At 52.0% G+C, this 25,362-nt stretch carries 24 protein-coding genes and 3 pseudogenes; 18 read left to right on the forward strand and 9 right to left on the reverse strand.

What is annotated here, in order from left to right; genetic code table 11:
- Positions 1-80 precede the first annotated feature (80 nt).
- Both WLO32_RS20065 and WLO32_RS20070 read left to right on the forward strand, forming a co-directional pair.
- Entirely contained in the window at positions 81-1,313 is a 1,233-nt protein-coding gene (locus WLO32_RS20065) for a glycosyltransferase (RefSeq protein WP_435946681.1), read from the forward strand.
- On the forward strand, positions 1,306-2,226 hold the full coding sequence (locus WLO32_RS20070; protein WP_435946682.1) for a hypothetical protein: 921 nt from the start codon (positions 1,306-1,308) through the stop codon (positions 2,224-2,226). Before WLO32_RS20065 ends, WLO32_RS20070 begins: the two co-directional genes overlap by 8 nt.
- Before the next feature lie 60 nt (positions 2,227-2,286).
- Here WLO32_RS20070 and tdh read toward each other — a convergent pair whose 3' ends face one another.
- Positions 2,287-3,312, reverse strand: coding sequence for an L-threonine 3-dehydrogenase (tdh, locus tag WLO32_RS20075; protein WP_435946683.1), 1,026 nt, complete (start codon positions 3,310-3,312; stop codon positions 2,287-2,289).
- A gap of 10 nt (positions 3,313-3,322) precedes the next feature.
- On the reverse strand, positions 3,323-4,519 hold the full coding sequence (kbl, locus tag WLO32_RS20080) for a glycine C-acetyltransferase (RefSeq protein WP_435946684.1): 1,197 nt from the start codon (positions 4,517-4,519) through the stop codon (positions 3,323-3,325).
- A 217-nt stretch (positions 4,520-4,736) separates the two neighbouring features.
- On the opposite strand from kbl, the gene rfaD reads away from it, so the two are divergent.
- The 6 genes and pseudogenes from rfaD to WLO32_RS20110 all read left to right on the forward strand — a co-directional run bounded on the left by rfaD (position 4,737) and on the right by WLO32_RS20110 (position 10,966).
- Positions 4,737-5,669 (forward strand): ADP-glyceromanno-heptose 6-epimerase, encoded by a 933-nt coding sequence (gene rfaD, locus WLO32_RS20085; protein ID WP_435946685.1) that lies wholly within the window; start codon positions 4,737-4,739, stop codon positions 5,667-5,669.
- A gap of 16 nt (positions 5,670-5,685) precedes the next feature.
- Positions 5,686-6,736 (forward strand): annotated as a pseudogene (gene rfaF / locus WLO32_RS20090) (ADP-heptose--LPS heptosyltransferase RfaF).
- The gene (gene rfaC / locus WLO32_RS20095; RefSeq protein WP_435946686.1) at positions 6,736-7,713 is read left to right on the forward strand and encodes a lipopolysaccharide heptosyltransferase RfaC; all 978 of its coding nucleotides are present in this window, start codon (positions 6,736-6,738) and stop codon (positions 7,711-7,713) included. The pseudogene rfaF and the gene rfaC overlap by 1 nt, the downstream one beginning before the upstream one ends.
- Positions 7,714-7,719: 6 nt before the next feature.
- The gene (locus tag WLO32_RS20100; RefSeq protein ID WP_435946687.1) at positions 7,720-8,820 is read left to right on the forward strand and encodes a glycosyltransferase family 9 protein; all 1,101 of its coding nucleotides are present in this window, start codon (positions 7,720-7,722) and stop codon (positions 8,818-8,820) included.
- A gap of 23 nt (positions 8,821-8,843) precedes the next feature.
- Positions 8,844-9,764 (forward strand): glycosyltransferase family 2 protein, encoded by a 921-nt coding sequence (locus WLO32_RS20105; protein ID WP_435946688.1) that lies wholly within the window; start codon positions 8,844-8,846, stop codon positions 9,762-9,764.
- On the forward strand, positions 9,752-10,966 hold the full coding sequence (locus tag WLO32_RS20110) for an O-antigen ligase family protein (protein WP_435946689.1): 1,215 nt from the start codon (positions 9,752-9,754) through the stop codon (positions 10,964-10,966). The genes WLO32_RS20105 and WLO32_RS20110 overlap by 13 nt, the downstream gene beginning before the upstream one ends.
- Positions 10,967-10,981: 15 nt before the next feature.
- Here WLO32_RS20110 and WLO32_RS20115 read toward each other — a convergent pair whose 3' ends face one another.
- Positions 10,982-11,947, reverse strand: a complete 966-nt coding sequence (locus WLO32_RS20115; protein ID WP_435946690.1) for a polysaccharide deacetylase family protein — start codon at positions 11,945-11,947, stop codon at positions 10,982-10,984.
- 151 nt (positions 11,948-12,098) lie between these two features.
- Here WLO32_RS20115 and rfaQ point away from each other — a divergent pair, with 151 nt between their 5' ends.
- From rfaQ to coaD, 7 genes and pseudogenes are all read left to right on the forward strand, one after another.
- Positions 12,099-13,178: a putative lipopolysaccharide heptosyltransferase III gene (gene rfaQ, locus WLO32_RS20120; RefSeq protein ID WP_435946691.1), complete on the forward strand. Its 1,080-nt coding sequence runs from the start codon at positions 12,099-12,101 to the stop codon at positions 13,176-13,178.
- Positions 13,178-14,305, forward strand: coding sequence for a glycosyltransferase family 4 protein (locus WLO32_RS20125; RefSeq protein ID WP_435948347.1), 1,128 nt, complete (start codon positions 13,178-13,180; stop codon positions 14,303-14,305). Before rfaQ ends, WLO32_RS20125 begins: the two co-directional genes overlap by 1 nt.
- Before the next feature lie 3 nt (positions 14,306-14,308).
- A complete protein-coding gene (locus WLO32_RS20130; RefSeq protein WP_435946692.1) occupies positions 14,309-15,409 on the forward strand; it encodes a glycosyltransferase in 1,101 nt (366 codons plus the stop codon).
- A gap of 20 nt (positions 15,410-15,429) precedes the next feature.
- A pseudogene (locus tag WLO32_RS20135) lies at positions 15,430-16,432 on the forward strand (glycosyltransferase).
- Positions 16,433-16,595: 163 nt separating this feature from the next.
- The gene (gene waaA / locus WLO32_RS20140; protein WP_435946693.1) at positions 16,596-17,870 is read left to right on the forward strand and encodes a lipid IV(A) 3-deoxy-D-manno-octulosonic acid transferase; all 1,275 of its coding nucleotides are present in this window, start codon (positions 16,596-16,598) and stop codon (positions 17,868-17,870) included.
- Positions 17,871-17,873: 3 nt separating this feature from the next.
- Complete coding sequence (locus WLO32_RS20145) at positions 17,874-18,650, forward strand: glycosyltransferase family 2 protein (protein ID WP_435946694.1); 777 nt, start codon at positions 17,874-17,876, stop codon at positions 18,648-18,650.
- Positions 18,647-19,132, forward strand: a complete 486-nt coding sequence (gene coaD, locus WLO32_RS20150; protein WP_435946695.1) for a pantetheine-phosphate adenylyltransferase — start codon at positions 18,647-18,649, stop codon at positions 19,130-19,132. The genes WLO32_RS20145 and coaD overlap by 4 nt, the downstream gene beginning before the upstream one ends.
- Here the strand turns inward: coaD and mutM are convergent.
- The 4 genes from mutM to radC all read right to left on the reverse strand — a co-directional run bounded on the left by mutM (position 19,129) and on the right by radC (position 21,321).
- A complete protein-coding gene (gene mutM, locus WLO32_RS20155) occupies positions 19,129-19,938 on the reverse strand; it encodes a bifunctional DNA-formamidopyrimidine glycosylase/DNA-(apurinic or apyrimidinic site) lyase (protein WP_435946696.1) in 810 nt (269 codons plus the stop codon). The two genes, coaD and mutM, sit on opposite strands and share 4 nt — an antisense overlap.
- A gap of 72 nt (positions 19,939-20,010) precedes the next feature.
- Entirely contained in the window at positions 20,011-20,178 is a 168-nt protein-coding gene (gene rpmG, locus WLO32_RS20160) for a 50S ribosomal protein L33 (protein ID WP_002208990.1), read from the reverse strand.
- A gap of 13 nt (positions 20,179-20,191) precedes the next feature.
- On the reverse strand, positions 20,192-20,428 hold the full coding sequence (rpmB, locus tag WLO32_RS20165; RefSeq protein ID WP_004154798.1) for a 50S ribosomal protein L28: 237 nt from the start codon (positions 20,426-20,428) through the stop codon (positions 20,192-20,194).
- A 215-nt stretch (positions 20,429-20,643) separates the two neighbouring features.
- Complete coding sequence (gene radC / locus WLO32_RS20170; protein WP_435946697.1) at positions 20,644-21,321, reverse strand: RadC family protein; 678 nt, start codon at positions 21,319-21,321, stop codon at positions 20,644-20,646.
- 164 nt (positions 21,322-21,485) lie between these two features.
- On the opposite strand from radC, the pseudogene coaBC reads away from it, so the two are divergent.
- The 3 genes and pseudogenes from coaBC (at position 21,486) to slmA (ending at position 23,853) form a co-directional block, all read left to right on the forward strand.
- Positions 21,486-22,698 (forward strand): annotated as a pseudogene (coaBC, locus tag WLO32_RS20175) (bifunctional phosphopantothenoylcysteine decarboxylase/phosphopantothenate--cysteine ligase CoaBC).
- Positions 22,676-23,134, forward strand: a complete 459-nt coding sequence (gene dut / locus WLO32_RS20180; protein ID WP_435946698.1) for a dUTP diphosphatase — start codon at positions 22,676-22,678, stop codon at positions 23,132-23,134. Before coaBC ends, dut begins: the two are co-directional and overlap by 23 nt.
- Before the next feature lie 122 nt (positions 23,135-23,256).
- Positions 23,257-23,853, forward strand: coding sequence for a nucleoid occlusion factor SlmA (slmA, locus tag WLO32_RS20185; RefSeq protein WP_121266266.1), 597 nt, complete (start codon positions 23,257-23,259; stop codon positions 23,851-23,853).
- Between the two features lie 32 nt (positions 23,854-23,885).
- Here slmA and pyrE read toward each other — a convergent pair whose 3' ends face one another.
- On the reverse strand, positions 23,886-24,527 hold the full coding sequence (gene pyrE, locus WLO32_RS20190) for an orotate phosphoribosyltransferase (RefSeq protein ID WP_435946699.1): 642 nt from the start codon (positions 24,525-24,527) through the stop codon (positions 23,886-23,888).
- Between the two features lie 62 nt (positions 24,528-24,589).
- The gene (gene rph, locus WLO32_RS20195) at positions 24,590-25,306 is read right to left on the reverse strand and encodes a ribonuclease PH (RefSeq protein WP_121266270.1); all 717 of its coding nucleotides are present in this window, start codon (positions 25,304-25,306) and stop codon (positions 24,590-24,592) included.
- Positions 25,307-25,362 lie beyond the last annotated feature (56 nt).

Here is a 25,362-nt window from a genome sequence, read left to right on the forward strand (position 1 = left end):
TCACCAAAACACGGCGTATGAACCTGCGTGCCGAACACTTATAATGCCGGCTGATTAACACAACGGGGATCCGGGCTTCAATGACGCAACAACGGCGTAAAATTCTCCTGCTGGATAACGGTAAAGAGTGGGGCGGCGGTACCAACAGCATGCTGGAACTGCTCAAGCGCATCGACCGACAGCGTTTTGATATCACGTGTTGTTTCTACTACAACTATGCGCGTGGAGAAGGCGAAACCATTGAGCAGGTGCTTAACGGCATCGGGATCCCGGTGATTTTTCTGCCGCAGGCCGGGCAACCGCTGTGGGCAAAAATCAGCAAAGAAACGGCCCGGGCATTTGTCTTCTTCAGCCGTTCAATGCGCAAGAAAGCCGCGGAGGTCATTGATAAACAATGGCGCATCAACCCCAATGCGAAGCGCATACGCGGCCTGCTGCAGCGTGGCGGCTATGAAATTCTTTATATGAATAACCAGCCGGGTTCCAATCTGGAAGGTTATCTTGCGGCAGCCGGCTTAAACGTCGCCGTCGTGCAGCATTGCCGTATCGAACCCGTTATGACCGATCGTATTACGCAGACGGTCAATCAGGTAGCCCAGGCGGTAATCGCCGTTTCCCATGGCGTTGAGCGCGTTCTGCTGGCCAGCGGCGTTAATCAATCGCTCTGTACTACAGTTTCTAATGCGATTGATATCCATCAGCCGCTGCCGGATGGAAAAGCGATACGCGAAGCGCTGGATCTGGATGAGAATACCTTTGTGTTCGGCAGCATCGGCTCGCTGATTCCGCGTAAATCCTGCCACCACACCCTTGAGGCTTTGCATCGTTTTAAGCAGCAGCACCCTGAAGCTAAATGGAAGTTTTTACTGGTCGGCGAAGGGCCGGAGAAAGAGAAGTTGCGGCAGCAGGCAACTGACTATGGCTTTGCCGATCGCGTGATTTTTACCGGTTTTCGCAATAATCCGCTCGATTATCTCGCGGCCTTTGATGCTTTTATCCTGGCTTCAAAAAGCGAAGGTTTGCCGCGAGTGGTGCTCGAAGCTATGTTGCTCGGAACCGTTGTTATCGGTTCGAACGTTACCGGCACTGAGGAGTTGATTGACTCCGGCCGCACCGGCCTGCTTTATCCTTACGGCGACGTCCTGGCGCTGGCATCACATCTGCAGGCGGTCTGGCAAGACTGCGCGCTACGTGATGTCCTGATCCAGCAAGCCCACCAGCGCGTAATCAATAATTATGCGATAGAACAATATGTTGCCGGCGTCGAAAGGGTTCTCGGCGCGGTGAAACCAAACCGGAATAATCATGTTTAAATTTCTCAATGCGAAATATCGCCATATTAAGGCGCGACATAATATCCCTCTAGCACAGGCGTCGGGCGGAACTAAAGCTGTTCCGGTAACGTCCGTTGTCATCCCTTGCGTCGGTAAAGATTATGTTGAGGAAGGCACTTTGTCGGCAATTTTTGCTGAGCGATTTGCGCCGCAACTGGAAGAAATTGTTATTGTTTCCGATCGCCCTGCTTCGGATTTTATTGATCTTCCGAAAAAAGCACGTGTTGTCACACTTAACGTTCCGGAACGAGAAGATAACTATCGTTTCAAACAAATTTATCGCAGCCGGTTGATAAAAATTCAGGCCCCACTGTATGCCGCAACTGAAGGTTCGTTGATTATCGATTCCGACCTTAACCTGCTGCAGATGCCCCGGCTGGAAGTCGAGGAAAACACGCTTTATTCCAGCTTCCGTCAGGGGAAAATGATTGCCAAACTGGCTAATGCGCCAGAGGGCAAAGCACCTGCTTACTATCAAGGCACAGTTCGTCCAATGCTTGAAGATCATGTTAACAGCGCGTTTCTTGCAGCGACACGCAGCACGTGGCACAGACTATGCCCGCTCTGGTTAGCGCTTTTCCAGGACACCTGGGAACTGATGGATGATACGCAGCCGCCAACGGATCAGCTGCCACTGGCGGCATTATTGGATATGCTGGATTTCAAAACGGTCAATTTAGGCGACTGGGTAAACTGGCCAGTTTCAAAACGTATTGGCGGAACGCCTTCCGTTATCCCCAAAGAAGTTATTGGCGCACACGGCGGTTTCCCGCTATCCGAATGGCAGAAATATCTTGCTTCGCCGGAGAGCGAGCTGCTGTTTAAGGGCCAGGACTACACGCGCAAAGTGCGTTATCTGACGGATGCGGAAAAGCAAACCGCCAGCGAGTAAGATGCGTTAAGTGAAGAGCAAAAAGGCCGGTTTCCCGGCCTTTTCTTCATTCAGACTTTGTTAATCCCAGCTGAGAATAACCTTTCCGGACTGCCCGGAACGCATGGCGTCAAAACCTTGCTGGAAATCATCAATGCCAAAGCGGTGGGTGATGATTGGCGACAGATCCAGGCCAGACTGGATTAGCGCCGCCATCTTGTACCAGGTTTCAAACATTTCGCGTCCATAAATCCCTTTGATGAACAACCCCTTGAAGATAACTTTAGTCCAGTCGATGGACATATCTGACGGAGGAATCCCCAACATGGCGATTCGGCCGCCGTGGTTCATGGTATCGAGCATGGTACGAAACGCCGGCGGCGCGCCGGACATCTCCAGGCCCACATCGAAACCTTCGGTCATGCCCAGCTCTTTCATCACGTCGTTGAGATTTTCTTTGCTGACGTTCACCGCGCGGGTTACGCCCATTTCGCGCGCCAGCTCAAGGCGATATTCGTTCACATCGGTTATCACGACGTTACGCGCGCCAACGTGTTTAGCGACCGCCGCGGCCATAATGCCAATCGGGCCGGCGCCCGAAACCAACACATCTTCCCCTACCAGGTCAAAAGAAAGCGCCGTGTGAACCGCGTTGCCAAACGGGTCGAAGATGGAGGCCAAATCGTCGGAAATATTGTCCGGGATCTTAAAGGCGTTAAAGGCTGGCAGCACCAGGTATTCCGCAAAACAGCCCGGACGGTTAACGCCCACGCCGGCAGTATTGCGGCAAAGATGAGTGCGGCCCGCGCGACAGTTACGGCAGTGGCCGCAGGTGATATGCCCCTCGCCGGAAACGCGATCGCCAATTTTAAAGCCCTTTACTTCCTGGCCGATGCCAACCACTTCCCCCACGTACTCATGGCCAACAACCATCGGCACCGGGATAGTCTTCTGTGACCATTCATCCCAGTTATAAATATGCACGTCGGTCCCGCAGATAGCGGTTTTACGGATTTTGATCAGCAGATCGTTATGGCCCATTTCCGGCTTGGGCGCATCCGTCATCCAGATGCCCTCTTCCGCTTTCAGTTTTGCTAATGCTTTCATGACCGCTCCCTCAGGCGATAACGCCCAACTGTTTACCGATACGCGTAAATGCGGCAACCGCACGTTCAATTTGCTCCGTAGTATGAGCCGCAGACATTTGTGTACGGATACGCGCCTGACCTTTTGGTACTACCGGATAGAAGAACCCGGTGACATAAATGCCTTCTTTTTGCAGTTCGCGGGCGAAGTTTTGCGCCACAACCGCTTCGCCGAGCATGACGGGAATAATGGCGTGGTCGGCGCCCGCGAGGGTGAATCCCGCCGCCGTCATTTTTTCGCGGAACAGGCTTGCATTAGCCCACAGGCGTTCGCGCAGCCCGGCGCCCGTTTCCAGCATTTCCAGAACTTTAATCGAGGCTGAAACAATTGCCGGCGCCAGGGAGTTGGAGAAGAGGTAAGGACGGGAACGCTGACGCAGCCATTCGATGACCTCTTTACGGCCGGCGGTATAGCCGCCGGAAGCTCCGCCCAGCGCTTTGCCCAGGGTGCCGGTGATAATGTCCACGCGATCCATTACGTCGCAGTATTCATGGGTGCCGCGTCCATTTTCGCCTACGAAGCCAACAGCATGGGAATCATCGACCATGACCAGCGCATCGTACTTGTCCGCCAGATCGCATACGCCTTTCAGGTTGGCAATGACGCCGTCCATCGAGAAGACGCCGTCGGTTGCAATCATCACGTGGCGAGCGCCTGCCGCACGCGCTTCCTGCAGGCGCGCCTCCAGCTCCTGCATATCGTTGTTGGCATAGCGATAACGCTGCGCTTTACATAAACGCACGCCGTCAATGATGGAGGCATGGTTTAACGCATCGGAAATAATGGCGTCTTCCGGCCCAAGCAGGGTTTCAAACAGCCCGCCGTTGGCGTCAAAACAGGAGGAGTAAAGAATGGCATCTTCCATTCCCAAAAATCCCGCCAGCTTGCCTTCCAGCTCTTTATGGCTGTCTTGCGTACCGCAGATAAAGCGCACTGAAGCCATCCCGAAACCGTGCTTGTCCATCCCTTGCTTCGCCGCGTCGATAAGCTGCGGGTGATTTGCAAGCCCCAGATAGTTGTTGGCGCAGAAGTTAATAACGTGGCTGCCGTCAGCAACGGTGATATCCGCCTGTTGCGCTGAGGTGATAATACGTTCTTCCTTAAAAAGGCCTTCCAGACGTGCGGTATCAAGCTGGGACGTTAACTGTTGGTAAAAATCTTCGCGCATCGCGATTCTCCAGGCAGGGCAAATTTCGGCACATCTTACCCAAACCTATACCAGGAGACGAGATTACGCTTCAGAGAAATTGAATTTTGCAGGATAAATCACGAGGTCCGGAAACTTCGTCTGATTAGGCGGGTCTTTGATTGTAATGGTATGATAAGAGCCATTAGCGCGTGAGGTATCGTACCTTGCGGCCCCCTATATTGTTAAGGTCACGCTTATGATTATTGTCACCGGTGGTGCCGGTTTTATCGGCAGCAACATTGTTAAGTCACTGAATGATATTGGTTATACAGATATTCTGGTGGTGGACAACCTCAAGGACGGCACCAAGTTCGCAAACCTGGTCGATCTCAATATCGCAGACTACATGGATAAAGAAGACTTCCTGATCCAGGTGATGGCCGGCGAAGAGTTCGGCGAAATTGAAGCTATTTTCCACGAAGGCGCATGCTCATCCACCACCGAGTGGGACGGCAAGTACATGATGGATAACAACTATCAGTACTCCAAAGAGGTGCTGCATTACTGCCTGGAGCGTGAAATTCCGTTCCTGTACGCCTCTTCTGCCGCCACCTACGGCGGGCGCAACAGCGATTTTATCGAATCCCGTGAATATGAGCAGCCGCTTAACGTTTACGGCTACTCTAAGTTCCTGTTTGACGAATATGTCCGCCAGATCCTGCCGGAAGCCGGCTCGCAGATTACCGGCTTCCGTTATTTCAACGTTTACGGACCACGCGAAGGCCATAAAGGCAGCATGGCGAGCGTTGCTTTCCATCTGAATACCCAGTTAAACAACGGCGAAAATCCGAAGCTGTTTGAAGGCAGCGACGGCTTTAAGCGCGATTTCATCTACGTGGGCGACGTTGCTGCGGTTAATCTGTGGTTCTGGCAGAACGGCGTATCCGGCATTTATAACTGCGGTACCGGCCGCGCCGAGTCCTTCCAGGCCATCGCCGATGCAGCCCTGGCGTTCCACAAAAAAGGCAGCATCGAGTACATTCCTTTCCCGGAAAAACTCAAAGGCCGCTATCAGGCGTTTACGCAGGCCGATCTGACTAATCTGCGTGCTGCAGGCTATGACAAGCCATTCAAAACCGTTGCCGAAGGCGTGACAGAATATATGGCCTGGCTTAACCGTGACGCATAAGCAGGTAGCCTGAAGCATGAAAATTCTGGTGATCGGCCCGTCATGGGTGGGCGACATGATGATGTCGCAAAGTCTCTATCGCACGCTCAAGGCACGCTATCCCCAGGCGATAATCGATGTGATGGCACCGGCATGGTGCCGTCCATTGCTGTCGCGTATGCCGGAAGTCAACGAGGCGCTGGCGATGCCGCTCGGCCACGGCGCGCTGGAAATCGGCGAGCGCCGTCGTCTGGGCTATGCCCTGCGAGAAAAGCGCTACGACCGGGCATACGTACTGCCCAACTCTTTTAAATCCTCACTGATCCCCTTCTTCGCTAAAGTGCCATTGCGCACGGGCTGGCGTGGCGAGATGCGCTACGGCGTGCTTAACGACGCACGGGTACTGGATAAACAAGCCTGGCCGCTGATGGTGGAGCGCTACGTTGCCCTGGCTTATGACAAAGGCGCGATGCGGTCGGCAAAGGATCTTCCCCAGCCGCTGCTATGGCCTGAGTTACAGGTCAACGAAGGTGAAAAAACCCAGACGTGCGCGGCTTTTAATCTGGCTGCCTCACGTCCGATTATCGGTTTTTGTCCGGGAGCCGAATTTGGTCCGGCTAAACGCTGGCCGCACTATCACTATGCAACGCTTGCCGGCAGGCTCATCGATGAAGGCTATCAGGTCGTGCTGTTTGGCTCTGCAAAAGACAAAGAAGCAGGGAATGATATTCTCGCCGCTTTAACCACCAGCCAGCAGGCGCACTGCCGTAATCTGGCCGGTGATACCGCGCTGGAGCAGGCCGTTATTTTACTGGCCGCCTGTAAGGCCGTCGTCACCAACGACTCCGGGCCTGATGCATGTCGCGGCGGCGCTTAATCGCCCTCTGGTTGCCTTATACGGGCCGAGCAGCCCGGACTTTACTCCGCCGCTGTCCCATCAGGCACGGGTAATTCGTCTTATAAGCGGCTATCACAAAGTGCGTAAAGGCGATGCCGCCGAAGGCTATCACCAGAGTTTGATTGATATCACGCCCGAGCGCGTAATGGATGAGTTAACCGCTCTGCTGTCAGCCGGGAAGGAAGTTTAATGCGGGTACTGATCGTTAAAACATCATCCATGGGCGATGTCCTGCATACGCTGCCTGCGCTGACCGATGCCGCAAAGGCGATTCCGGGAATACGCTTTGACTGGGCGGTCGAGGAAGGCTTTGCACAGATCCCCACATGGCACCCGGCGGTAGATAAAGTCTTTCCTGTCGCCATTCGCCGCTGGCGTAAAAATTGGTTTTCAGCTCCTGTTAAAGCAGAGCGAAAAACGTTTTATCAGTCTTTGCGCGCTACGCAATACGATGCCGTTATTGATGCGCAGGGACTGATCAAAAGCGCCGCGTTGGTTACCCGTAAAGCACGGGGCGTGAAGCATGGAATGGACTGGAACAGCGCCCGCGAGCCGCTGGCAAGCTTCTTCTACAACAAACGTCACGCTATCGCAAAGCAGCAGCACGCCGTTGAACGTACAAGAGAATTGTTTGCCAAAAGCCTTGGATATGAAAAACCTGCGCAGCAGGGCGATTATGCAATAGCGCCGCATTTTCTTGCCGGCGCACCTATTGATGCGAATAAGTATGTTGTTTTTCTTCATGCCACTACGCGTGATGAGAAGCACTGGCCAGAATCAAACTGGCGAGATCTTATTCAATTAATGCACAAAACGGGCTTACGTATTAAACTCCCGTGGGGTGCGCAGCATGAACGTGAAAGGGCCGTCCGCCTGGCTGAAGGATTCGATTATGTTGAGGTGCTGCCTCGTTTATCGCTTGAACAGGTGGCAAAGCAGCTTGCAGGGGCGTTAGCTGTCGTCTCGGTAGATACGGGTTTGAGCCATCTCACCGCCGCGCTCAATCGGCCAAATATTACGCTGTATGGACCGACCGATCCGGGTTTGATTGGCGGTTATGGGCAGAATCAGCATGAAATCACCGGCGCAGGAAAAAGTATGGCTAACATCACGGCAGCTGAAGCATTTAGCGTACTCCAGACTTCGACTCAATTAGCTACAGAATAACGATTAATGAGCTATCTATTTCTTTTCATCCTTTTGCTGCCTTTCAAGCTGATCGGCAAGCTGTTTTATAAAAAGACGGGCCGTAATCTGGTGATTCAGACGGCTAAAATCGGCGATTTCGTAAACGTTACGCCCCTGCTCGCCCATCTGAAACACAGCGACGTCCTGATCGGTAAGGCGGTTTTACCGCTGGCTAAAAACGACGCCACCATCGACACCATTTTTCTGATAGAAGAACATAAAAAAAGCCTGTGGGGTAAATTTCGCCTCGCCTTCAGGCTGATGAACCGCTATGAAAATGTTTACCTGTTGCAGCCTAACAGCATCAATCTGTTCTTCGCCGCCGTCTGTAATGCCGCAAATAAGCAATTTTTAAGTACTTATACCCGCCGCTGGTATCACCATCTGCTTTACTGGACCGCCGATGGCGTAGTGGAACACACCAAAGATCGGCTGACCGTGGATGATTACCTTAAGCTTGCCGACCGTAATCTCACCTGGCGTGACTATCCGAAGCATGCCACGTTCCCTTTACGAAAGCCGAAGAGCTATCCAGCAGAGCTGGATAAACAAAACACGATAAAGATTGGCCTGAGCATATCAGCGGGAAATAAATCAAAAACCATCCCGCCTATTATCTGGAAAAAAATATTTGCCGCCCTTGATGATGTAGAGTGTGTTTATTACGTTTTTGGTCCTAAAAACGAGCAGGTCTGGCTCGACGATTTGAATCGCGAAATAGGCAATCGTGCGAATATTGTCAGTCTTATTGGTCAGCTTCCTCTGGAAGACGTTCCCTTTGCTATTAGCAAAATGGACTTCTATATTGCATCCGATTCCGGGAATGTTTACATAGCGGATGCCGTGGGCGTGCCTGTTATTCTTATTTATGGGCCATGCTGTATGACTGAACAAAGGCCTCTGGGCAATGTATTGCTTCTCGGAAAAAAAGAGCATGAGAAATCCTTTATATTCGAGGCCCCTTATTATTTTGATACGCCTCGAGAGGATCTGTTTAGCTTAAGTGAAAAAGATCTGCATATGATTCATGATTTCATCACTAAAGTATCTTCTGATCACATTATTAAAAAACATAGCCTCGATTAGCTTTTGTATTAATGAGTAGGGATATGACCAATAAACCGCTTCTGAGTATAATTATCGCAGCGCATAATTGCGAAAAGACTATCGATGCTACGTTTCAGAGCCTGCTTAAAGCTCTCGGTTCGGCTATAGAAAAAGCTGAAATTATTATCATTAATGACGCATCTGAGGATCGTACCGGCGAGAAAATTTCTCATTTTGCTAAAAGCCACCGGCAAGTTTCTGTCTTCACGGTTGACTATAAAAATATAGGCCAGGTACGCCAGCATGGTATTTCTCTGTCCTGTGGAGAATACATAACAATGCTGGACAGCGATGACTTAATGAAAGCGGGTAGTCTTCCTGGGATTATAGATTTTCTACATAGTAACCATCCCGATTTATTGTTGACTCGTCTACATGAGATCCGCGATATTAATAAAATCAATCATCACTGGTCCGGTCTGAGCCCTGAAAAGCTTTCCAGAGACGATACTATTAAACGCTTTTTAATTCATAAAGATCTTCAGGCTCACTTAATTGGTCAATTTATTAAAAGAGAGATCTATCTTAAGCATAAGATCCCAGCGATGACCTGTTATGAAGATTTTTATATTTTTCCCGATGTTCTGATGGATTCCAAAGAAATATATTTCCAGCGTGACAGCCACTACTATTATATAAAACGCGCGGGAAGTTTATCTTCAACCCCTGATGACGATAAAATATCCAATTTGATTTTTTGTACACAAAAAATGGAAGAGGTTTTACCGAAAAAATTCCATTATTTAATTCTGTGCCACTGGCTGGATATTTTTATTAAATATGGCAACCTGTTAAAAAATAAGAGCCAAAGGGAAGCGGTGAAAAAACATGTCCTGATGACGCATTCGCCAGGATTCTTTCTAAATACAGCTGTGCGTTTTAGCTATAAGAGAAAAGCATTGAGTACATTATGGAAAAATTAAGATCACGACTTTATCTAACTGTTTTCTTATTTGCTCTACTGTCCATCGCCTTTGCCCTGTTAAGTAATGGAAGGCAAAAAGATTTTTACTATATCGCTGTTTACCTCGCGATATTGGGCATAATATTTGAGCGAAAATGTCTGGCGCTTAAGAAATTCAATATTGCCTATCCTATATTAATTATTGGTCTGGTAAAAATAAGTTGGTTTTTTATATTCCAGCATGAACCACAAGGTTATAATTTTTATAGCGACCAGTTCAACGGCGGCAAAAAACTAATTTTGGGTAGTTTTTTAATTCTCTATCTCTCACAGTTCACCAATTACTTAAAAAGCATTGACTTTAAGAAATTGACCCTATTTATTTTAGGGGCCGGGTTTGTATGTGCATCCTGTTATGCTATTTGGCAATCCTTACAAGGAACCGGGCGGGCCGAAATGGCTATTAATCGAGCCACCATCTCTGCATATATTTACTCTACACTAAGTATTGTTTTTATTTATTTATTATATGAGAAAAAAAGCACTCTTTATTACTTTCTCGCTGCATTGATAATTGTTATATCTTTTATCATTACGATTCTTACGGGGACAAGAGCTGCGATAATTTGTCATTTACTAATTATTGCATGTATGACTTTTTATCATTTCAAAAAAATACATTTTAAATCTATTGTCATCGTTCTTGTGGTTGCGACAATTGCTATCGCATTTTTATACAATCATTATATACACCCAAGAATTATTCAGACCTACAATGAAGTGACTCTTTATCAAGAGGGGCGTGATGATTCATCTTTGGGCGCACGTTTTTCAATGTGGAATGTTGGTTTAAATAACTTCTCCCACGCCCCGTTTGGACAATCATTTAAATCAAGATTCGATTACAGTGCGCAGTACGTACACGAAAAACCGCAGTATCGTACTGCGATGCAATTTATTTCTGTCCACTTACACGACGAACTGATTGAAACTCTTTCTTTGCAGGGTATCTTTGGCGGGCTGGCGTTACTTTGGTTTTATATTAGCATCGCATGGGTTTCGCTCAAGAATCGTAATACTCCTTTATTATTTACGCTTAATTGTATGTTCGTTTACGGGCTTAGCGATGTATTGCTGTTAAGTTCTGAAGCCATTTTATTCTATATGGCATTAACAGGAATCTGTAGCGTTATGCTTACCAGGCAAAATGAAAAAGTTTAAATACAAACCGGGCGCTTAGCCCGGTTTTTTTACTTTTTGTTCATAATACTCAGATAAAGTCATTCCGGTCGTTCGCCCGGCAAGCCATGCAAACAGCGTGTCCAAATCCTGATAAAGCCTTTCTATATCGGCTTCATCTTTAAACGTTGGGCTACCGCCGGGCATAAATTCTGATGAGTGAAGCATAAACTCCACATAGTCATTTCCTTCGGCCAGCGTTTTGCGCGCGACGTCAATCATCTGCGAAGCGTTACCACCCGACGGGCGCAGCCAGTTAACTGACGGGCTGCGATATTTTCCTCTTAGCCGATCGTAACCTTGCTTAAAACTGTTCATCAGGGCGCCGTGTTTATATTGGATGCTCATTGGCACTTCCAGCAAGGGCGAATTGCCCGGCTGATTGATGGCATCCAGATCCATAAAATAGGAGCCCGTCGGAAAATGCTGATAGTCCGTTCCGCCCTTGCCCGTTGGCGCCCCCCTGGCGTTTCGCCAGTTCACTCGGGGCGTAACTGAACAGTCGACCTTATAACCCAGCTCTGCCAGTAGGCGTGCGTAGCGGCTATCAAAAGCCCAGCGTCCGGCCCGATGGCTGACCATTTTAGTAGCGAAAGTTTCTTCAAGAAGCCTGGTCATATAAACCACTTTTTCACGAAGAATCTCATCCGGATACTCGATAAGGTAAGGCTGCCAGCGCCAGTCGTCGCCGGTTAAATCAAATTCGGGCGGGCTGTTCCAGGCGTGCAGGTGCATGCCAACCTCACCCTGTCCGCGAGCAATAACGTCTTTGGCAAAGGCGATATAATGCGCATCAACGGCCATTTCATAGTTGGTTAACCAGACGGGTTTAAAAGCATATTTTTCACAAAGCGATTGAAAACGCGGCAGAAACCGCGCGTTCTCGGTTTTGATTTGCCGGTGGTTTTGCCACAGATTATCGCCTTCGGTATCAATAGTGATGATAAATGCAGGGGGAGTCATGGCCATCTCTGAGCTATCGGTATTTACGCCATGTTACGCAGCCGGGAAGATAAGGGCAAACCGCTTTCCAGGAATGCACCGACTACTGAGCACAGTGGTAGCAACCATACTCAAGGTCTATTAGAATCACGCTTTGGTTAATCACCTAAAGATGATAATGAATAACGCTGCGCATACATTCGCTGACGGGCCGCAAACTCGTATATTACTCATAAAACTGCGTCATCACGGTGATATGTTGCTGACAACGCCGGTGATTAACGCGCTGCATCAGGCATGGCCGCAGGCCCAGATTGATGTGCTGCTTTATGAAGAAACGCGCGATATGCTGGCGGCTCATCCTTTTATTCATCACATTTACGGCATCGATCGAAAATGGCGCAAACTGGGTACTCGCCGGCATTTATGCAAAGAGTGGCAGCTCCTGAAAACGCTGCGCCAGCAGCGATATAGCCTGGTGGTGAATCTCGCCGATCAGTGGCGTAGCGCTATTGTCACCCGTTTTACCGGCGCGCCGGTCCGCATTGGCTTTGATTTTAACAAACGCCGCGGCTGGTTCTGGAGCCATTGTCATAGCGAACTCGCGTCCGTTGCCGGCCATCGAACGATGCACACCGTCGAGCAAAACCTTTCCATACTGGCTCCCTTGCACGTCCCTGCGGTACAGAATGTCACCATGAGCTATCAGCCGGATGACTGGCTTACGGTGCAGACAAAGCTGGCTGCCAAAGGTATTGAAGGTTCATTTATCGTGGTGCAGCCTACATCCCGCTGGTTCTTTAAGTGCTGGGATGAAGGAAAAATGGCAGCAACGATCCGCGCGCTACAAAACGATGGTCACACTATTGTGCTGACCTCCGGGCCGGATAAGAATGAAAAAGCGATGGTTGAAACCATTCGTGCGCTATGTCCGCCGGAACGCATTTGCTCTCTGGCCGGCGAGTTAAGCCTGCGCCAGCTGGCGGCGCTTATTGACCATGCCAGCCTTTTTATCGGCGTCGACTCCGTGCCAATGCATATGGCGGCCGCGCTACAAACGCCCTGCGTCGCTCTTTTTGGCCCCTCGAAATTAACCTTCTGGAGCCCATGGCAGGTAAAAGGTGAGGTTATCTGGGCCGGTGATTACGGGCCTCTTCCGGACCCGGATCGGATTGATACAAAAACCAGCGAGCGCTACCTGGACGCGATTCCGGTGGACGTCGTAATTGCGAGCGCAAGGAAACAACTGTGATGAAACGCTGCCGCCTGGCCATCGTACGCCAAAAGTACCGTCCGGACGGCGGTGCGGAACGCTTTGTCTCACGCGCTCTGGAAGCCCTGAGCGCGCACGACTTAGAACTGAACGTCATCACCCGCCAGTGGCAGGGCGAGCGCCAGGAGAACTGGCATATCCATATTTGCGATCCGATGAAATGGGGCCGCATCAGCCGTGAGAAAGGTTTTGCGGACGCCGCGCGCGCCCTGTGGCAGAAAGAGAATTTTGATCTCGTACAGAGCCACGAACGTATAGCCGGCTGTGATATCTATCGCGCCGGCGATGGCGTGCACCGCCGCTGGCTGCTCCAGCGCGCCCGAATCCTGCCGGCATGGCGCCAGCAGCTGCTGCTTCGCGATCGCTATCATCGCTATGTGATGCGGGCCGAACAGGACATGTACCAGGCGCCGGAACTGAAAGCCGTCATCTGTAACGCCGAAATGGTAAAGCGCGAGATTATCGAAGATTTTGCTATACCTGCTAATAAGATACATGTCATCTATAATGCTATTGATTCCTCCCGCTTCGTTCCTGCGACGCCTGAACAACGCAAAAAGTGGCGTGAAGAAATCAATCTTCCACAGCAGGCGGTCGCGCTGGTGTTTGTGGGCTCAGGGTTTGAGCGCAAAGGTCTTGCCGGCGCTATCCGGGCCGTAGCTAATACCGATCGCTATCTGATTGTGGTAGGGCAGGACAAAGCAGAAAAGCATTACCGGGCGCTGGCACAAACTCTGGGGTGCCAGAATCGGGTAATGTTTATGGGAATGCAGAAAAACACGCTGCCTTTTTATCAGGCCGCCGATGGATTATTGTTGCCAACTCTCTATGATCCTTTTCCTAATGTGATCTTAGAAGCCATGGCATGTGGTTTACCGGTTATTACCACGCCTACCTGCGGCGGGGCTGAATTCATAACGACCGGACAAAACGGATATGTTTGCGATGCCCTGAACATTCAGCAGCTGTCGGATGCGGTTATGGCTATCCCGGCACGCCACCTGAATGAGGCTATGGGCGTACATGCGCGTGAACGGGTCAGGGAAGCGACGCCGGAAAAACTTTCACAGCAACTTATTTCGCTGTATCAAAACATACTGGATTAGACGATGCGCATCCTAATGATTATTGATGGATTACCCGGCGGCGGTGCTGAGAAAACCGTGCTCACCCTTTCCAGGGGGCTGGTCGGTATGGACCATCAGGTTTCGGTCTTCTCTTTGCGTCGCGTCTGTGACTATGAGATCCCGGACGGGGTCGATTACCAAATCATTCTGGATACCTGTAAAAAACCGTGGCGCAAGCTCACCGAGTTATCGCGCCGCGCCGCTCTGCTGGATAAAGCCGTAGAACAGGCGCAAAAAGAGGGACAGTTCGATCTCATTTTCTCTCATTTGCACAAAACGGACCGCATCGTTGCGCAAACCAAAAACATCCCCCGCGATAAGCTGTGGTATTGCGTACACGGCATGTTCTCTTTTTCTTATCTTTTGCATCGCCACGGCTTCTCCCGCTGGTTAAAACGCCAGAAAATAAAACGCGTTTACGAGAACAGCAACGTCGTTGCCGTATCGAAGGCGGTGCTGCGCGACATTACCGAGCGGTTCGACATCAACCTTGCGAAAAGCACGGTTATCCATAACCCCTTTGATATCGACGGTATTCACCAGCGCGCTAAAGAGCCTTGTGAAATGGCGGGCCAGGACTATCTCATCCACGTTGGCCGTTTCCATGAACATAAACGCCATGACCGACTGATTAAAGCATATGCGTTAAGCGGCATTCAGGCGCCGCTGGTGCTGATGGGTAACGGCAGCGATGAGCGCGTTGCGCAGATAAAAACGATGGCTACCGCCGCAGGCGTCGCCGATCGCGTAATTATCAAATCCTTCGCGCCTAATCCCTACCCATGGATAGCCAATGCCCGCCTGCTTCTTTTGAGCTCGGACTGTGAAGGCTTTGGCAACGTACTGGTTGAAGCGCTTATCTGCCAGACTCCGGCGGTCAGCACGCACTGCCCGGGCGGGCCGGAGGAAATTCTCATCGGGCCGCTGGCTCGCGGCCTCTCAGGCATGAGTGACGGCCAGCTGGCGGAAACGATGGTGGATATCTACAACAATCCACCGGTTATCGATGCCAGCCTTATTGAAACCTACGGTATCGGCGCCATTTGCCGGCAGTATTTATCCCTGGCGACAGAAAAAAAATAACGGTATTTTCAGGTAACTTTATGCCCCAGACCCAGACTCCTTTACTTAGCGTTGTCGTGGCTGTTTATAACGGCGAACCTTTCCTGGCGAAATTTTTCGCCTGTCTTAAAGCCCAGGCCATTGAAGGAATGGAAGTCATTATGGTGAACGATGGTTCAACAGATGGCTCCATGGCGATTATCGAGGCCTGGCGCGACAGGTTTCCGGGCATGCTGGTCATTGAGCAGGAAAACCAGGGCGTATCCATCGCCCGTAATACCGGTCTTGCCGTAGCAACGGGACAGTATCTTTCTTTTCCCGACATTGACGATGATTTCAAACCGGGTATGTACCGTCGTCTGCTCGATCTGGCGCTGGCGGGCAATCTGGACGTGGTGACCTGTAACGGTAACTATGTCTACGAAAACAATAAGAAACCTTCGCGCCCCATTTTTCCTGAAGACAGGCTGCAGTCGACCGGCGTAATGAGCGGTCCCGCCTGGCTGAAAAAGGCGCTGGATTCGCGTAAGTTTCTGCACGTTACCTGGCTAAATCTCTATCGCCATGATTTTATCCGCGAGCACGGTTTTAAATTCGAGCCCGGCCCTGCGTCATCAGGATATTCCGTGGACCACTGAAGTGTTGCTGGCAGCGCAGCGCGTGCAGTACACGAGTGAAAAGTTCTACGATTACTACATTCATTCCGCGTCGGTTTCCCACAAGCCGGATACCGATGACACGCTGATTCGCTCGGCGCGCCATTACATCAAAATCCTTGAGATGCTCGAGGCCATTAATCAGCGTTATCCGCAACAGGTAAAAAACATCCCCGCCTGCCACTGGCAGATCGCTAAAGAAGGGCTGGGCATTCTGCATACTTTCAATAATATGAAAGACCCGCAGAAAAAGAGGATGATTATTCAGGAGTTTTTTGACCGTGGGATCTGGCGTCTCATCTGGAAGAACGCCCGGGGATTCCGTCTGCGCTGGCGCCTGGGCCGCCGCTACCTGAAGCTGAAAAAAGCAGCGCGTATCGCGGGGTAAGTTTGCTCTTAGCGGACCGTACTGGCGGTCCGCAAATGAGGCTATTTCGTCATCAAGTTGCCTGAACAATCGGTAAAGCCGTCGAATATCACCAAAACAATAGCTTTACGCCCTGTGAATGCTTAGAATTTGCCCGCCGATAATGAAAATACGGAAAATTCGCTTGGAATCGTTGTATACCGCCCTGCTCTATCTCATTCAGCCCTTTGTGTGGCTGCGACTTTTGCTCCGTAGCCGTAAAGCTCCTGCGTACCGTAAACGCTGGGCAGAACGCTATGGCTTCTGTCGAGGGAAAGTCGCGCCGGACGGTATCATGCTGCACTCTGTCTCCGTAGGAGAAACCCTCGCCGCGATTCCTCTGGTTCGCGCGCTGCGCCACCGTTACCCGACTATTCCTATTACCGTCACCACCATGACGCCAACCGGTTCCGAACGGGTGCAGTCGGCCTTCGGTAAAAACGTCCATCATGTTTATTTGCCTTACGATTTGCCCTGCGCGATGAAACGTTTTCTGGATACCGTGCGCCCGAAACTGGTCATCGTTATGGAAACAGAGCTGTGGCCGAACATGATTACCGAGCTGCATAACCGCAAAATCCCGCTGGTCATCGCCAACGCTCGTTTATCCGAACGCTCCGCGAAAGGCTACAAGAAGCTGGGTAATTTCACGCGCCGCCTGATGAGCAGAATCACGCTTATCGCCGCACAAAATGAAGAAGATGCCGGCCGCTTCCTTGAGCTGGGTCTGAAACGCTCCCAGCTGACGGTTACCGGCAGCCTGAAGTTCGATATCTCCGTCACGCCCGAGCTTGCTGCCCGCGCTATTACGCTGCGCCGCCAGTGGGCCCCGCGCCGTAAAGTCTGGATCGCCACCAGCACCCACGATGGCGAAGAAAGCATTATTCTGGATGCGCACCGCCAGCTGCTGGCAAAATTCCCCGATCTGTTACTGATTCTGGTGCCGCGCCATCCGGAACGTTTTAAAGATGCCAAAGAGCTGGTGCAAAAAGGCGGATTCAGCTACACCCTGCGCAGCAGCGGTGAAATCCCATCGGGCAGCACCCAGGTGGTGATTGGCGACTCAATGGGCGAACTGATGCTGTTATACGGCATTGCCGACCTGGCGTTTGTAGGCGGAAGCCTTGTAGAGCGAGGCGGCCACAATCCGCTGGAGCCGGCGGCTCACGCCATACCGGTACTGATGGGCCCGCACATTTTCAACTTCAAAGATATCTGCGCAAAACTACAGCAGGCTGACGGAATGATCACCGTTACCGACGCGGCGTCGCTGGTGAACGAAATCACCACGCTGCTGACCGATGAAGACTATCGCATGTATTACGGTCGTCACGCTGTAGAAGTGCTGCATCAAAATCAGGGCGCTTTGCAACGTTTGCTGCAGCTACTGCAGCCCTACCTGCCACAGCGGAGCCATTAATTGATGTCCAGCCGTCTGTCGGTAGTGATGATCGCCAAAAACGCGGCGGATATTCTGCCGGACTGCCTGGCGTCTGTGGCCTGGGCGGACGAGGTGGTCCTGCTGGATTCGGGCAGCTCTGATGCGACCCTTGCTATCGCCCGTCAGGCCGGCGTAAAAGTCTTCATCGATGAAAACTGGCGGGGTTTTGGCATACAGCGCCAGCGCGCCCAGGACTACGCCTGCGGCGACTATATTTTGATGATCGACACCGACGAGCGGGTGACCCCCGAGCTTGCCGCCGCGCTAAAAGCTGTCCTTGCCAACCCACAGCCTGACGCCGTTTACAGCATTGCTCGCCGCAACCTTTTTCTGGGCCGTTTTATGCGCCACAGCGGCTGGTATCCGGACCGGGTAACCCGTCTCTATGCCCGCGAACGCTACCGTTACAACGACAGCCAGGTTCATGAGTCATTAGAGGCTCCCGGCGCAAAAATCATCGCGCTTGAAGGAGATTTGCTGCATCTGACCTGTCGCGATTTCGCAAGCTTCCAGCGTAAGCAGCTGAGCTACGCAACGGCATGGGCCCATGAGCGTCATCAGCGCGGTAAAAAAGTCTCGCTGGCCGGCATTTTCGGCCACACTTTGGGGGCCTTCTGCAAAACGCTGCTTTTACGTGCCGGTTTTCTTGATGGCAAACAGGGCTGGCTATTAGCGGTAGTTAACGCGCAGTATACGTTTAATAAGTACACTGAACTCTGGGCCTTAAACCAGGGCTATACGGAAAAAGAGCAGCTATGAGCACCCGAGCGATTTACCCCGGTACTTTTGATCCCATCACGAACGGTCATCTGGATATCGTGAGGCGCGCAGCCATGATGTTTGACTCCATCATTCTCGCTATCGCCAACAGCCCGCACAAAAAAACGATGTTCTCCCTTGATGAACGCGTAGCGCTAGCCAGGCAGGTAACGGCGCATCTGCCGAACGTTGAGGTGGTGGGATTTAGCGATCTGATGGCGAATTTTGCGAAGGCGCAGCAGGCCAACGTTCTGGTTCGGGGTTTACGCACGGCGGCGGATTTCGAATACGAAATGCAGCTCGCCCACATGAACCGTCACCTGATGCCGGAGCTGGAGAGCGTTTTCCTGATGCCTTCTAAAGAGTGGTCTTTTGTTTCTTCTTCGCTGGTAAAAGAAGTGGCGCGCCACCACGGCGATGTCGCGCATTTTCTGCCCGAGCCCGTCTGTCAGGCTCTGCTTGAGAAGCTAAAGCAGCTTTAATGCTGGCAGTTTCGGCAATAGAAAGTGCTGCGCTGGGCGTGCTTACCGGCCATCACAGGCGCGCCGCAAACTCTGCACGGCTTCCCTTCTCGTCCGTAAACCTGCAGCTCCTGCGCGAAATAACCGGGCTTACCGTCAGACTGTAAAAAGTCTTTTAGCGTCGTTCCGCCCTGCTCAATCGATCTTAACAACACCGCTTTGATCACTTTCACCAGCAGCTCGCATTCGCTTTTTGACAATGACTGCGCGGCGCGATCGGGGTGGATCCCGGCGGCAAACAGCGATTCGCTGGCATAGATATTTCCGACGCCCACCACCAGCCTGTTATCCATCAGCCAGGGTTTAATGGCGGTTTTCTTCTTAGCGGACTTTTCACGCAGGTATTCGGCATTGAATTCTTCATGCAGCGGCTCCGGCCCGAGATGCGCCAGCACGCTGCTTCCCTCCAGCTCCTTAACCCACAGCCAGGCGCCGAAGCGACGCGGATCGGTATAACGCAGCACTTTGCCGTTGCTCATCACCAGATCGACATGGTCATGCTTTTCCGCGGGCCGCTCCTCAGGAAGAATACGTAAGCTGCCGGACATACCGAGGTGGATAATAATCCAGCCGTCCGGCAGTTCGAGCAGCAGATATTTAGCCCGCCGCTGAACGCTCAAGACCGGCTTGTCGCTCAGAGCGTGAATCTCATCGGAAACAGGCCAGCGCAGGCGACCGTTGCGCACGACGGCGTGCAGGATGGTTGCGCCTACCAGATGCGGTTCAATGCCGCGGCGGCTGGTTTCAACTTCAGGTAACTCTGGCATTTCTCCTCCGGGTATAAAGCGCAAAACAAAAAAACCCCGCCGAAGCGAGGTTTTTCATCAAAGTCACTGAAATTATTTAATTTTAGCTTCTTTGTACAGTACGTGTTGACGAACAACTGGATCGAACTTTTTCAGTTCCAGTTTTTCCGGCTTAGTACGTTTGTTCTTCGTGGTGGTATAGAAGTGACCAGTACCAGCAGAAGAAACCAGCTTGATCTTCTCGCGAACACCTTTAGCCATGACTTAGTTCCTCTTAGTACTTCTCGCCACGGGTACGAAGATCGGCCAGAACCGTTTCGATACCCTTCTTATCAATTACACGCATACCTTTAGCAGATACACGCAGTGTGACAAAACGCTTCTCGCTCTCAACCCAGAAACGGTGAGAGTGCAGGTTCGGCAGGAAACGGCGTTTGGTCGCGTTCATTGCGTGGGAACGGTTATTACCGGTCACCGGACGCTTGCCAGTAACTTGGCAGACTCGGGACATGTCTATTCTCCAAAAATCAAATTAGCTCGAGCTTCGTATAGGGTTATGGCGCCTCGTCAGGCTGCAAGCCTGGTCCCTGGCGGTTCAATGTGAACCACAGTGCCAGGCGCATAATGCCAAACCCGAGATTCTCAAAGGTGGCGTAGTATACGCTGCCTGACGCATGTGCTCAAGTCCCGAACAGACAAAGATCCCCAAGGATCGCGCAAATCGGCTTAAATCCACCCACGTTCAGCAAAAGAAACGTACTCTCCGCGACCGATAACCAGATGGTCAAGCACGCGAATTTCCATAAAAAGGCAGGCTTTCACGATACGTTCGGTAATGGCACGGTCAGCTTTGCTCGGTTCGGCCCTACCCGACGGGTGATTATGCGCAAGAATGACCGCCGCTGCATTAGATTTCATCGCTTCGCGCACAATTTCTCGCGGGTGCACCTCTACGTGATTCAGCGTGCCGGAAAACATAGCCGCGTGTTTAATAATTCGGTGCTGGTTATCGAGGAATATCACCATAAAGATCTCACGTTCCTCCGTGGTCAGCTGGCTCTGGATAAATTCCCGCACCGTATCAGGCCGGGTTAGCGTGAGCTCTTCTACTCCCCGCGAGGAGTAATAGCGCCTTGCCAGTTCCGCAATCGCGTTTAGCTGGGTGTATTTCGCCTCGCCGATGCCTTTAATGTCCTTAAACTGCGAATAGTCTGCGGACAGCAGCCCACTCAGTGAACCAAATTTTTCCAGAAGGCCGGTCGCCAGGGCCAGTACGTTGATGTCCCTTAACCCCGTGCGTAAAAAGAGCGCCAGCAGTTCTACGTCAGTCAGTGAGCTGACGCCGAATTTGAGGAGCTTCTCACGCGGCAACCCGCTTTTATCCCAGTCCTTTTTTACATCCATATTGGCCTCCACATCCCTTTGTGCGGCTATTGTGCATGACTCCCGGAGCGCTCGCGACCGGGAGATTTTCAGCGTGCGGGATATCTCGCAAACTGCAAAAAGTCGTGTTCTAAGGAGTGTGATAAAATAAGCCCACGATTCAGACTTCCGGTGGAAAAATCATGATGGGGCTTTCCGGCAAAAAAATTGTTCTGTGCGTTAGCGGCGGCATCGCGGCTTATAAAACGCCTGAACTGGTGCGTCGTCTGCGCGATCGCGGAGCAGATGTGCGTGTGGCAATGACCGAGGCGGCAAAAGCCTTCATTACGCCATTGAGCCTGCAGGCCGTATCCGGGTATCCGGTCTCAGAAAGCTTGCTCGATCCCGCAGCGGAAGCCGCAATGGGCCATATCGAATTAGGCAAATGGGCGGACTTAGTTATTCTCGCGCCCGCCACCGCCGACCTGATTGCCCGCGTGGCGGCAGGTATGGCGAATGATTTAGTGAGCACCATTTGTCTGGCAACGCCCGCTCCCGTCGCGATTGTTCCCGCCATGAACCAGCAGATGTACCGGGCGGCGGCAACCCAGCACAACCTTGAGCTGCTGGCTTCCCGCGGTTTACTGACCTGGGGGCCGGACAGCGGCAGCCAGGCATGCGGCGATGTCGGCCCAGGCCGCATGCTCGACCCGTTAGATATCGTGGAGCTGGCCGTAGGTCATTTTAGCATCGTCAAAGATCTGCAACATCTTAACGTCATGATTACGGCCGGGGCCGACCCGGGAACGACTCGACCCGGTACGCTACATCACCAACGACAGCTCGGGAAAAATGGGATATGCGATTGCCGCCGCCGCCGCCGCGCGAGGCGCCAGCGTGACGCTGGTTTCCGGCCCGGTATCCCTACCGACGCCGGCAGGCGTGAAACGCATTGACGTCACCTCTGCTCTGGAAATGGAAGCCTGCGTTCAACAGAATGTGTCGGGTCAGCATATTTTTATCGGCTGCGCAGCCGTAGCAGACTACCGCGCCGCAAGCGTCGCCGATGAAAAAATCAAAAAGCAAGGCGATGAAATTACGCTAAAAATGGTTAAAAACCCGGATATCGTTGCCGGCGTCGCCGCGCTTGCGCAAAACCGGCCTTATGTTGTTGGGTTTGCCGCCGAAACTATTAATGTGGAAGAATACGCCCGACAAAAGCGTATCCGAAAAAACCTCGACCTGATTTGCGCCAATGATGTATCACAAACAGGTCAGGGATTTAACAGCGAAAGCAACGCGTTACACCTTTTCTGGCAGGAGGGAGATAAAGTCTTACCCCTTGAGCGTAAGTCACTCCTTGGCCATCTTTTATTGGACGAGATCGTTATCCGTTATGATGAAAAAAATCGACGTTAAGATTCTGGACCCGCGTGTGGGTCAGCAGTTCCCACTGCCGACTTATGCTACTACCGGCTCGGCCGGGCTCGATCTGCGTGCGTGTCTGGACGCTGCCGTAGAGCTGGCGCCGGGCGTAACCACGCTGGTGCCAACCGGACTCGCCATTCATATCGGCGATCCGTCTCTGGCCGCCGTCATTCTGCCACGCTCGGGCCTTGGCCATAAACACGGCGTGGTTCTTGGCAACCTGGTCGGGCTGATAGATTCTGATTATCAGGGCCAGTTGATGGTATCCGTCTGGAATCGCGGGCAGGATAGCTTCACTATCGAGCCGGGCGAGCGTATCGCGCAGATGGTGTTCGTGCCCGTTGTGCAAGCCGAATTCAACCTGGTCGAAGATTTTGATACCAGCGACCGTGGCGAAGGCGGCTTTGGCCATTCCGGCCGTCAGTAAACTCGTTTTATAAACGTAACCACACGCGTTCATAACGTTAAAACAGACCGCAAGCGACATGCCTGCGGGCGCTGTGTGGCTGCTTGCCTGGCAGGTGTTTTATTTCAGGGGTATTTTACAACATGGCAGAAAAACAAACTGCGAAAAGGAATCGTCGCGAGGAAATACTTCAGTCTCTGGCCCAGATGCTTGAATCCAGTGACGGTAGCCAGCGCATCACTACCGCTAAACTTGCAGCCACGGTGGGCGTTTCTGAAGCGGCGCTGTATCGCCATTTTCCCAGCAAAACGAAGATGTTCGACAGCCTTATCGAATTTATTGAAGACAGCCTGATAACCCGCATCAATCTCATCCTGAAAGATGAAAAAGATACGCTGGCTCGTCTGCGCCTTATCGTCCTGCTGGTGCTGGGCTTCGGTGAAAAGAATCCGGGCCTGACGCGAATCCTGACCGGGCATGCGCTGATGTTTGAGCAGGATCGCTTACAGGGCCGCATCAACCAGCTGTTTGAACGCATCGAGGTGCAGCTACGGCAGGTGATGCGCGAGAAAAAAATGCGTGAAGGGGAAGGCTACAGTACGGATGAAGCGCTGCTGGCCAGCCAGCTGCTGGCGTTCTGCGAAGGGATGCTTTCTCGCTTTGTACGCAGTGAATTTCGCTATTCGCCGACGGACGATTTTGATACCCGCTGGCCGTTAATCGCCGCGCAGCTTCGTTAGATTAAAAAGGGCCTGTCAAAGGCCCTTGTTACTTATACGCCGTACTGAGCGCGGTATTCCTGCACCGCGGCCAGATGATCGGCCATCTCGGGTTTTTCTTCCAGATACGCAATCAAATCCTTCAGGGTGATAATCGAGATCACCTGGCAGTGATAATCACGCTCAACTTCCTGAATGGCGGAGATTTCGCCACGCCCGCGCTCCTGGCGGTCCAGCGAAATCAATACGCCCGCAAGCGTTGCGCCGTTTGCGGCGATGATTTCCATAGATTCACGAATCGCAGTGCCGGCGGTGATAACGTCATCCACCAGCATTACGCGGCCCTGCAGAGCGCTGCCTACCAGGTTGCCGCCTTCGCCATGATCTTTGGCTTCTTTACGATTAAAGCAGTAAGGCACGTCACGCTCATGATGTTCTGCCAGCGCAACGGCGGTGGTCGTTGCGATAGGAATGCCTTTGTAGGCAGGCCCAAACAGCAAATCAAAATCAATACCGGAATCCATTAGCGCGGCGGCGTAAAAACGGCCCAGCAGTGCCAGATCGCGCCCGGTATTAAACAGCCCGGCATTGAAGAAATAGGGGCTGGTGCGCCCGGATTTCAGCGTAAATTCGCCAAACTTCAGTACCTGCTTGTTAAGCGCAAATTCAATAAACTGGCGCTGATACGGTTTCATGGATTCGCTCCTTTATGTTTCTGTAGGCATAAAAAAGGCGACTGCTTTAGTCGCCTTAAAAATCAATTTTCTAACGCCGCCTTCTGCGACGTGACGATCGATTCAATTCCCCCTCGCGCCAGCGCCAGCAGCGTCAGCAACTCTTCGTGGGAGAACGGCTCGCCTTCGGCGGTGCCCTGAATCTCAATCATGCGGCCATCTTCCATCATCACAACGTTCATGTCGGTTTCAGCGGCAGAATCTTCAACGTATTCCAGATCGCACACCGCTTCTCCATTGACGATGCCAACGGAAACCGCTGCAACCATTCCTTTCATCGGGTTGGCTTTCAGCTTGCCGGTTGCCACCAGCTTGTTCAACGCGTCGGCCAGCGCAACGCAGGCGCCGGTGATGGATGCAGTGCGGGTGCCGCCGTCGGCCTGCAGCACATCGCAATCCAGGGTGATGGTGTATTCGCCAAGCGTTTTTAAATCCACGGCCGCGCGCAAAGAACGGGCGATCAGACGCTGGATTTCCAGGGTACGGCCGCCCTGCTTGCCTTTCGCCGCTTCGCGAGCGTTACGGCTGTGGGTGGAACGCGGCAGCATGCCGTATTCGGCGGTGATCCAACCTTGTCCCTGACCTTTCAGAAAGCGCGGCACGCCTTCTTCAACGGTGGCGGTGCACAGGACTTTGGTATCGCCAAATTCGACCAGCACGGAACCTTCAGCGTGTTTGGTGTAATTACGGGTCAGGGTGACTGGGCGCACTTGTTCGGCGCTACGACCTGATGGACGCATGGGCTTATCTCCGGCTAAAACGAATGTGGCGCGCATTATACGGACTTCGAGCGCTT

The organism is Dryocola mayonis, from assembly GCF_051307045.1.
Taxonomy (GTDB): domain Bacteria; phylum Pseudomonadota; class Gammaproteobacteria; order Enterobacterales; family Enterobacteriaceae; genus Dryocola.

Excerpts from the sequence above, each read along its gene's own strand:
- WLO32_RS20065 (WP_435946681.1), top strand. The coding sequence starts at position 81 with ATGACGCAACAACGGCGTAAAATTCTCCTGCTGGATAACGGTAAAGAG.
- WLO32_RS20070 (WP_435946682.1), top strand. The coding sequence starts at position 1,306 with ATGTTTAAATTTCTCAATGCGAAATATCGCCATATTAAGGCGCGACAT.
- tdh (WP_435946683.1), bottom strand. The coding sequence starts at position 3,312 with ATGAAAGCATTAGCAAAACTGAAAGCGGAAGAGGGCATCTGGATGACG.
- kbl (WP_435946684.1), bottom strand. The coding sequence starts at position 4,519 with ATGCGCGAAGATTTTTACCAACAGTTAACGTCCCAGCTTGATACCGCA.
- rfaD (WP_435946685.1), top strand. The coding sequence starts at position 4,737 with ATGATTATTGTCACCGGTGGTGCCGGTTTTATCGGCAGCAACATTGTT.
- rfaC (WP_435946686.1), top strand. The coding sequence starts at position 6,736 with ATGCGGGTACTGATCGTTAAAACATCATCCATGGGCGATGTCCTGCAT.
- WLO32_RS20100 (WP_435946687.1), top strand. The coding sequence starts at position 7,720 with ATGAGCTATCTATTTCTTTTCATCCTTTTGCTGCCTTTCAAGCTGATC.
- WLO32_RS20105 (WP_435946688.1), top strand. The coding sequence starts at position 8,844 with ATGACCAATAAACCGCTTCTGAGTATAATTATCGCAGCGCATAATTGC.
- WLO32_RS20110 (WP_435946689.1), top strand. The coding sequence starts at position 9,752 with ATGGAAAAATTAAGATCACGACTTTATCTAACTGTTTTCTTATTTGCT.
- WLO32_RS20115 (WP_435946690.1), bottom strand. The coding sequence starts at position 11,947 with ATGACTCCCCCTGCATTTATCATCACTATTGATACCGAAGGCGATAAT.
- rfaQ (WP_435946691.1), top strand. The coding sequence starts at position 12,099 with ATGATAATGAATAACGCTGCGCATACATTCGCTGACGGGCCGCAAACT.
- WLO32_RS20125 (WP_435948347.1), top strand. The coding sequence starts at position 13,178 with ATGAAACGCTGCCGCCTGGCCATCGTACGCCAAAAGTACCGTCCGGAC.
- WLO32_RS20130 (WP_435946692.1), top strand. The coding sequence starts at position 14,309 with ATGCGCATCCTAATGATTATTGATGGATTACCCGGCGGCGGTGCTGAG.
- WLO32_RS20145 (WP_435946694.1), top strand. The coding sequence starts at position 17,874 with ATGTCCAGCCGTCTGTCGGTAGTGATGATCGCCAAAAACGCGGCGGAT.
- coaD (WP_435946695.1), top strand. The coding sequence starts at position 18,647 with ATGAGCACCCGAGCGATTTACCCCGGTACTTTTGATCCCATCACGAAC.
- mutM (WP_435946696.1), bottom strand. The coding sequence starts at position 19,938 with ATGCCAGAGTTACCTGAAGTTGAAACCAGCCGCCGCGGCATTGAACCG.
- rpmG (WP_002208990.1), bottom strand. The coding sequence starts at position 20,178 with ATGGCTAAAGGTGTTCGCGAGAAGATCAAGCTGGTTTCTTCTGCTGGT.
- rpmB (WP_004154798.1), bottom strand. The coding sequence starts at position 20,428 with ATGTCCCGAGTCTGCCAAGTTACTGGCAAGCGTCCGGTGACCGGTAAT.
- radC (WP_435946697.1), bottom strand. The coding sequence starts at position 21,321 with ATGGATGTAAAAAAGGACTGGGATAAAAGCGGGTTGCCGCGTGAGAAG.
- dut (WP_435946698.1), top strand. The coding sequence starts at position 22,676 with ATGATGAAAAAAATCGACGTTAAGATTCTGGACCCGCGTGTGGGTCAG.
- slmA (WP_121266266.1), top strand. The coding sequence starts at position 23,257 with ATGGCAGAAAAACAAACTGCGAAAAGGAATCGTCGCGAGGAAATACTT.
- pyrE (WP_435946699.1), bottom strand. The coding sequence starts at position 24,527 with ATGAAACCGTATCAGCGCCAGTTTATTGAATTTGCGCTTAACAAGCAG.
- rph (WP_121266270.1), bottom strand. The coding sequence starts at position 25,306 with ATGCGTCCATCAGGTCGTAGCGCCGAACAAGTGCGCCCAGTCACCCTG.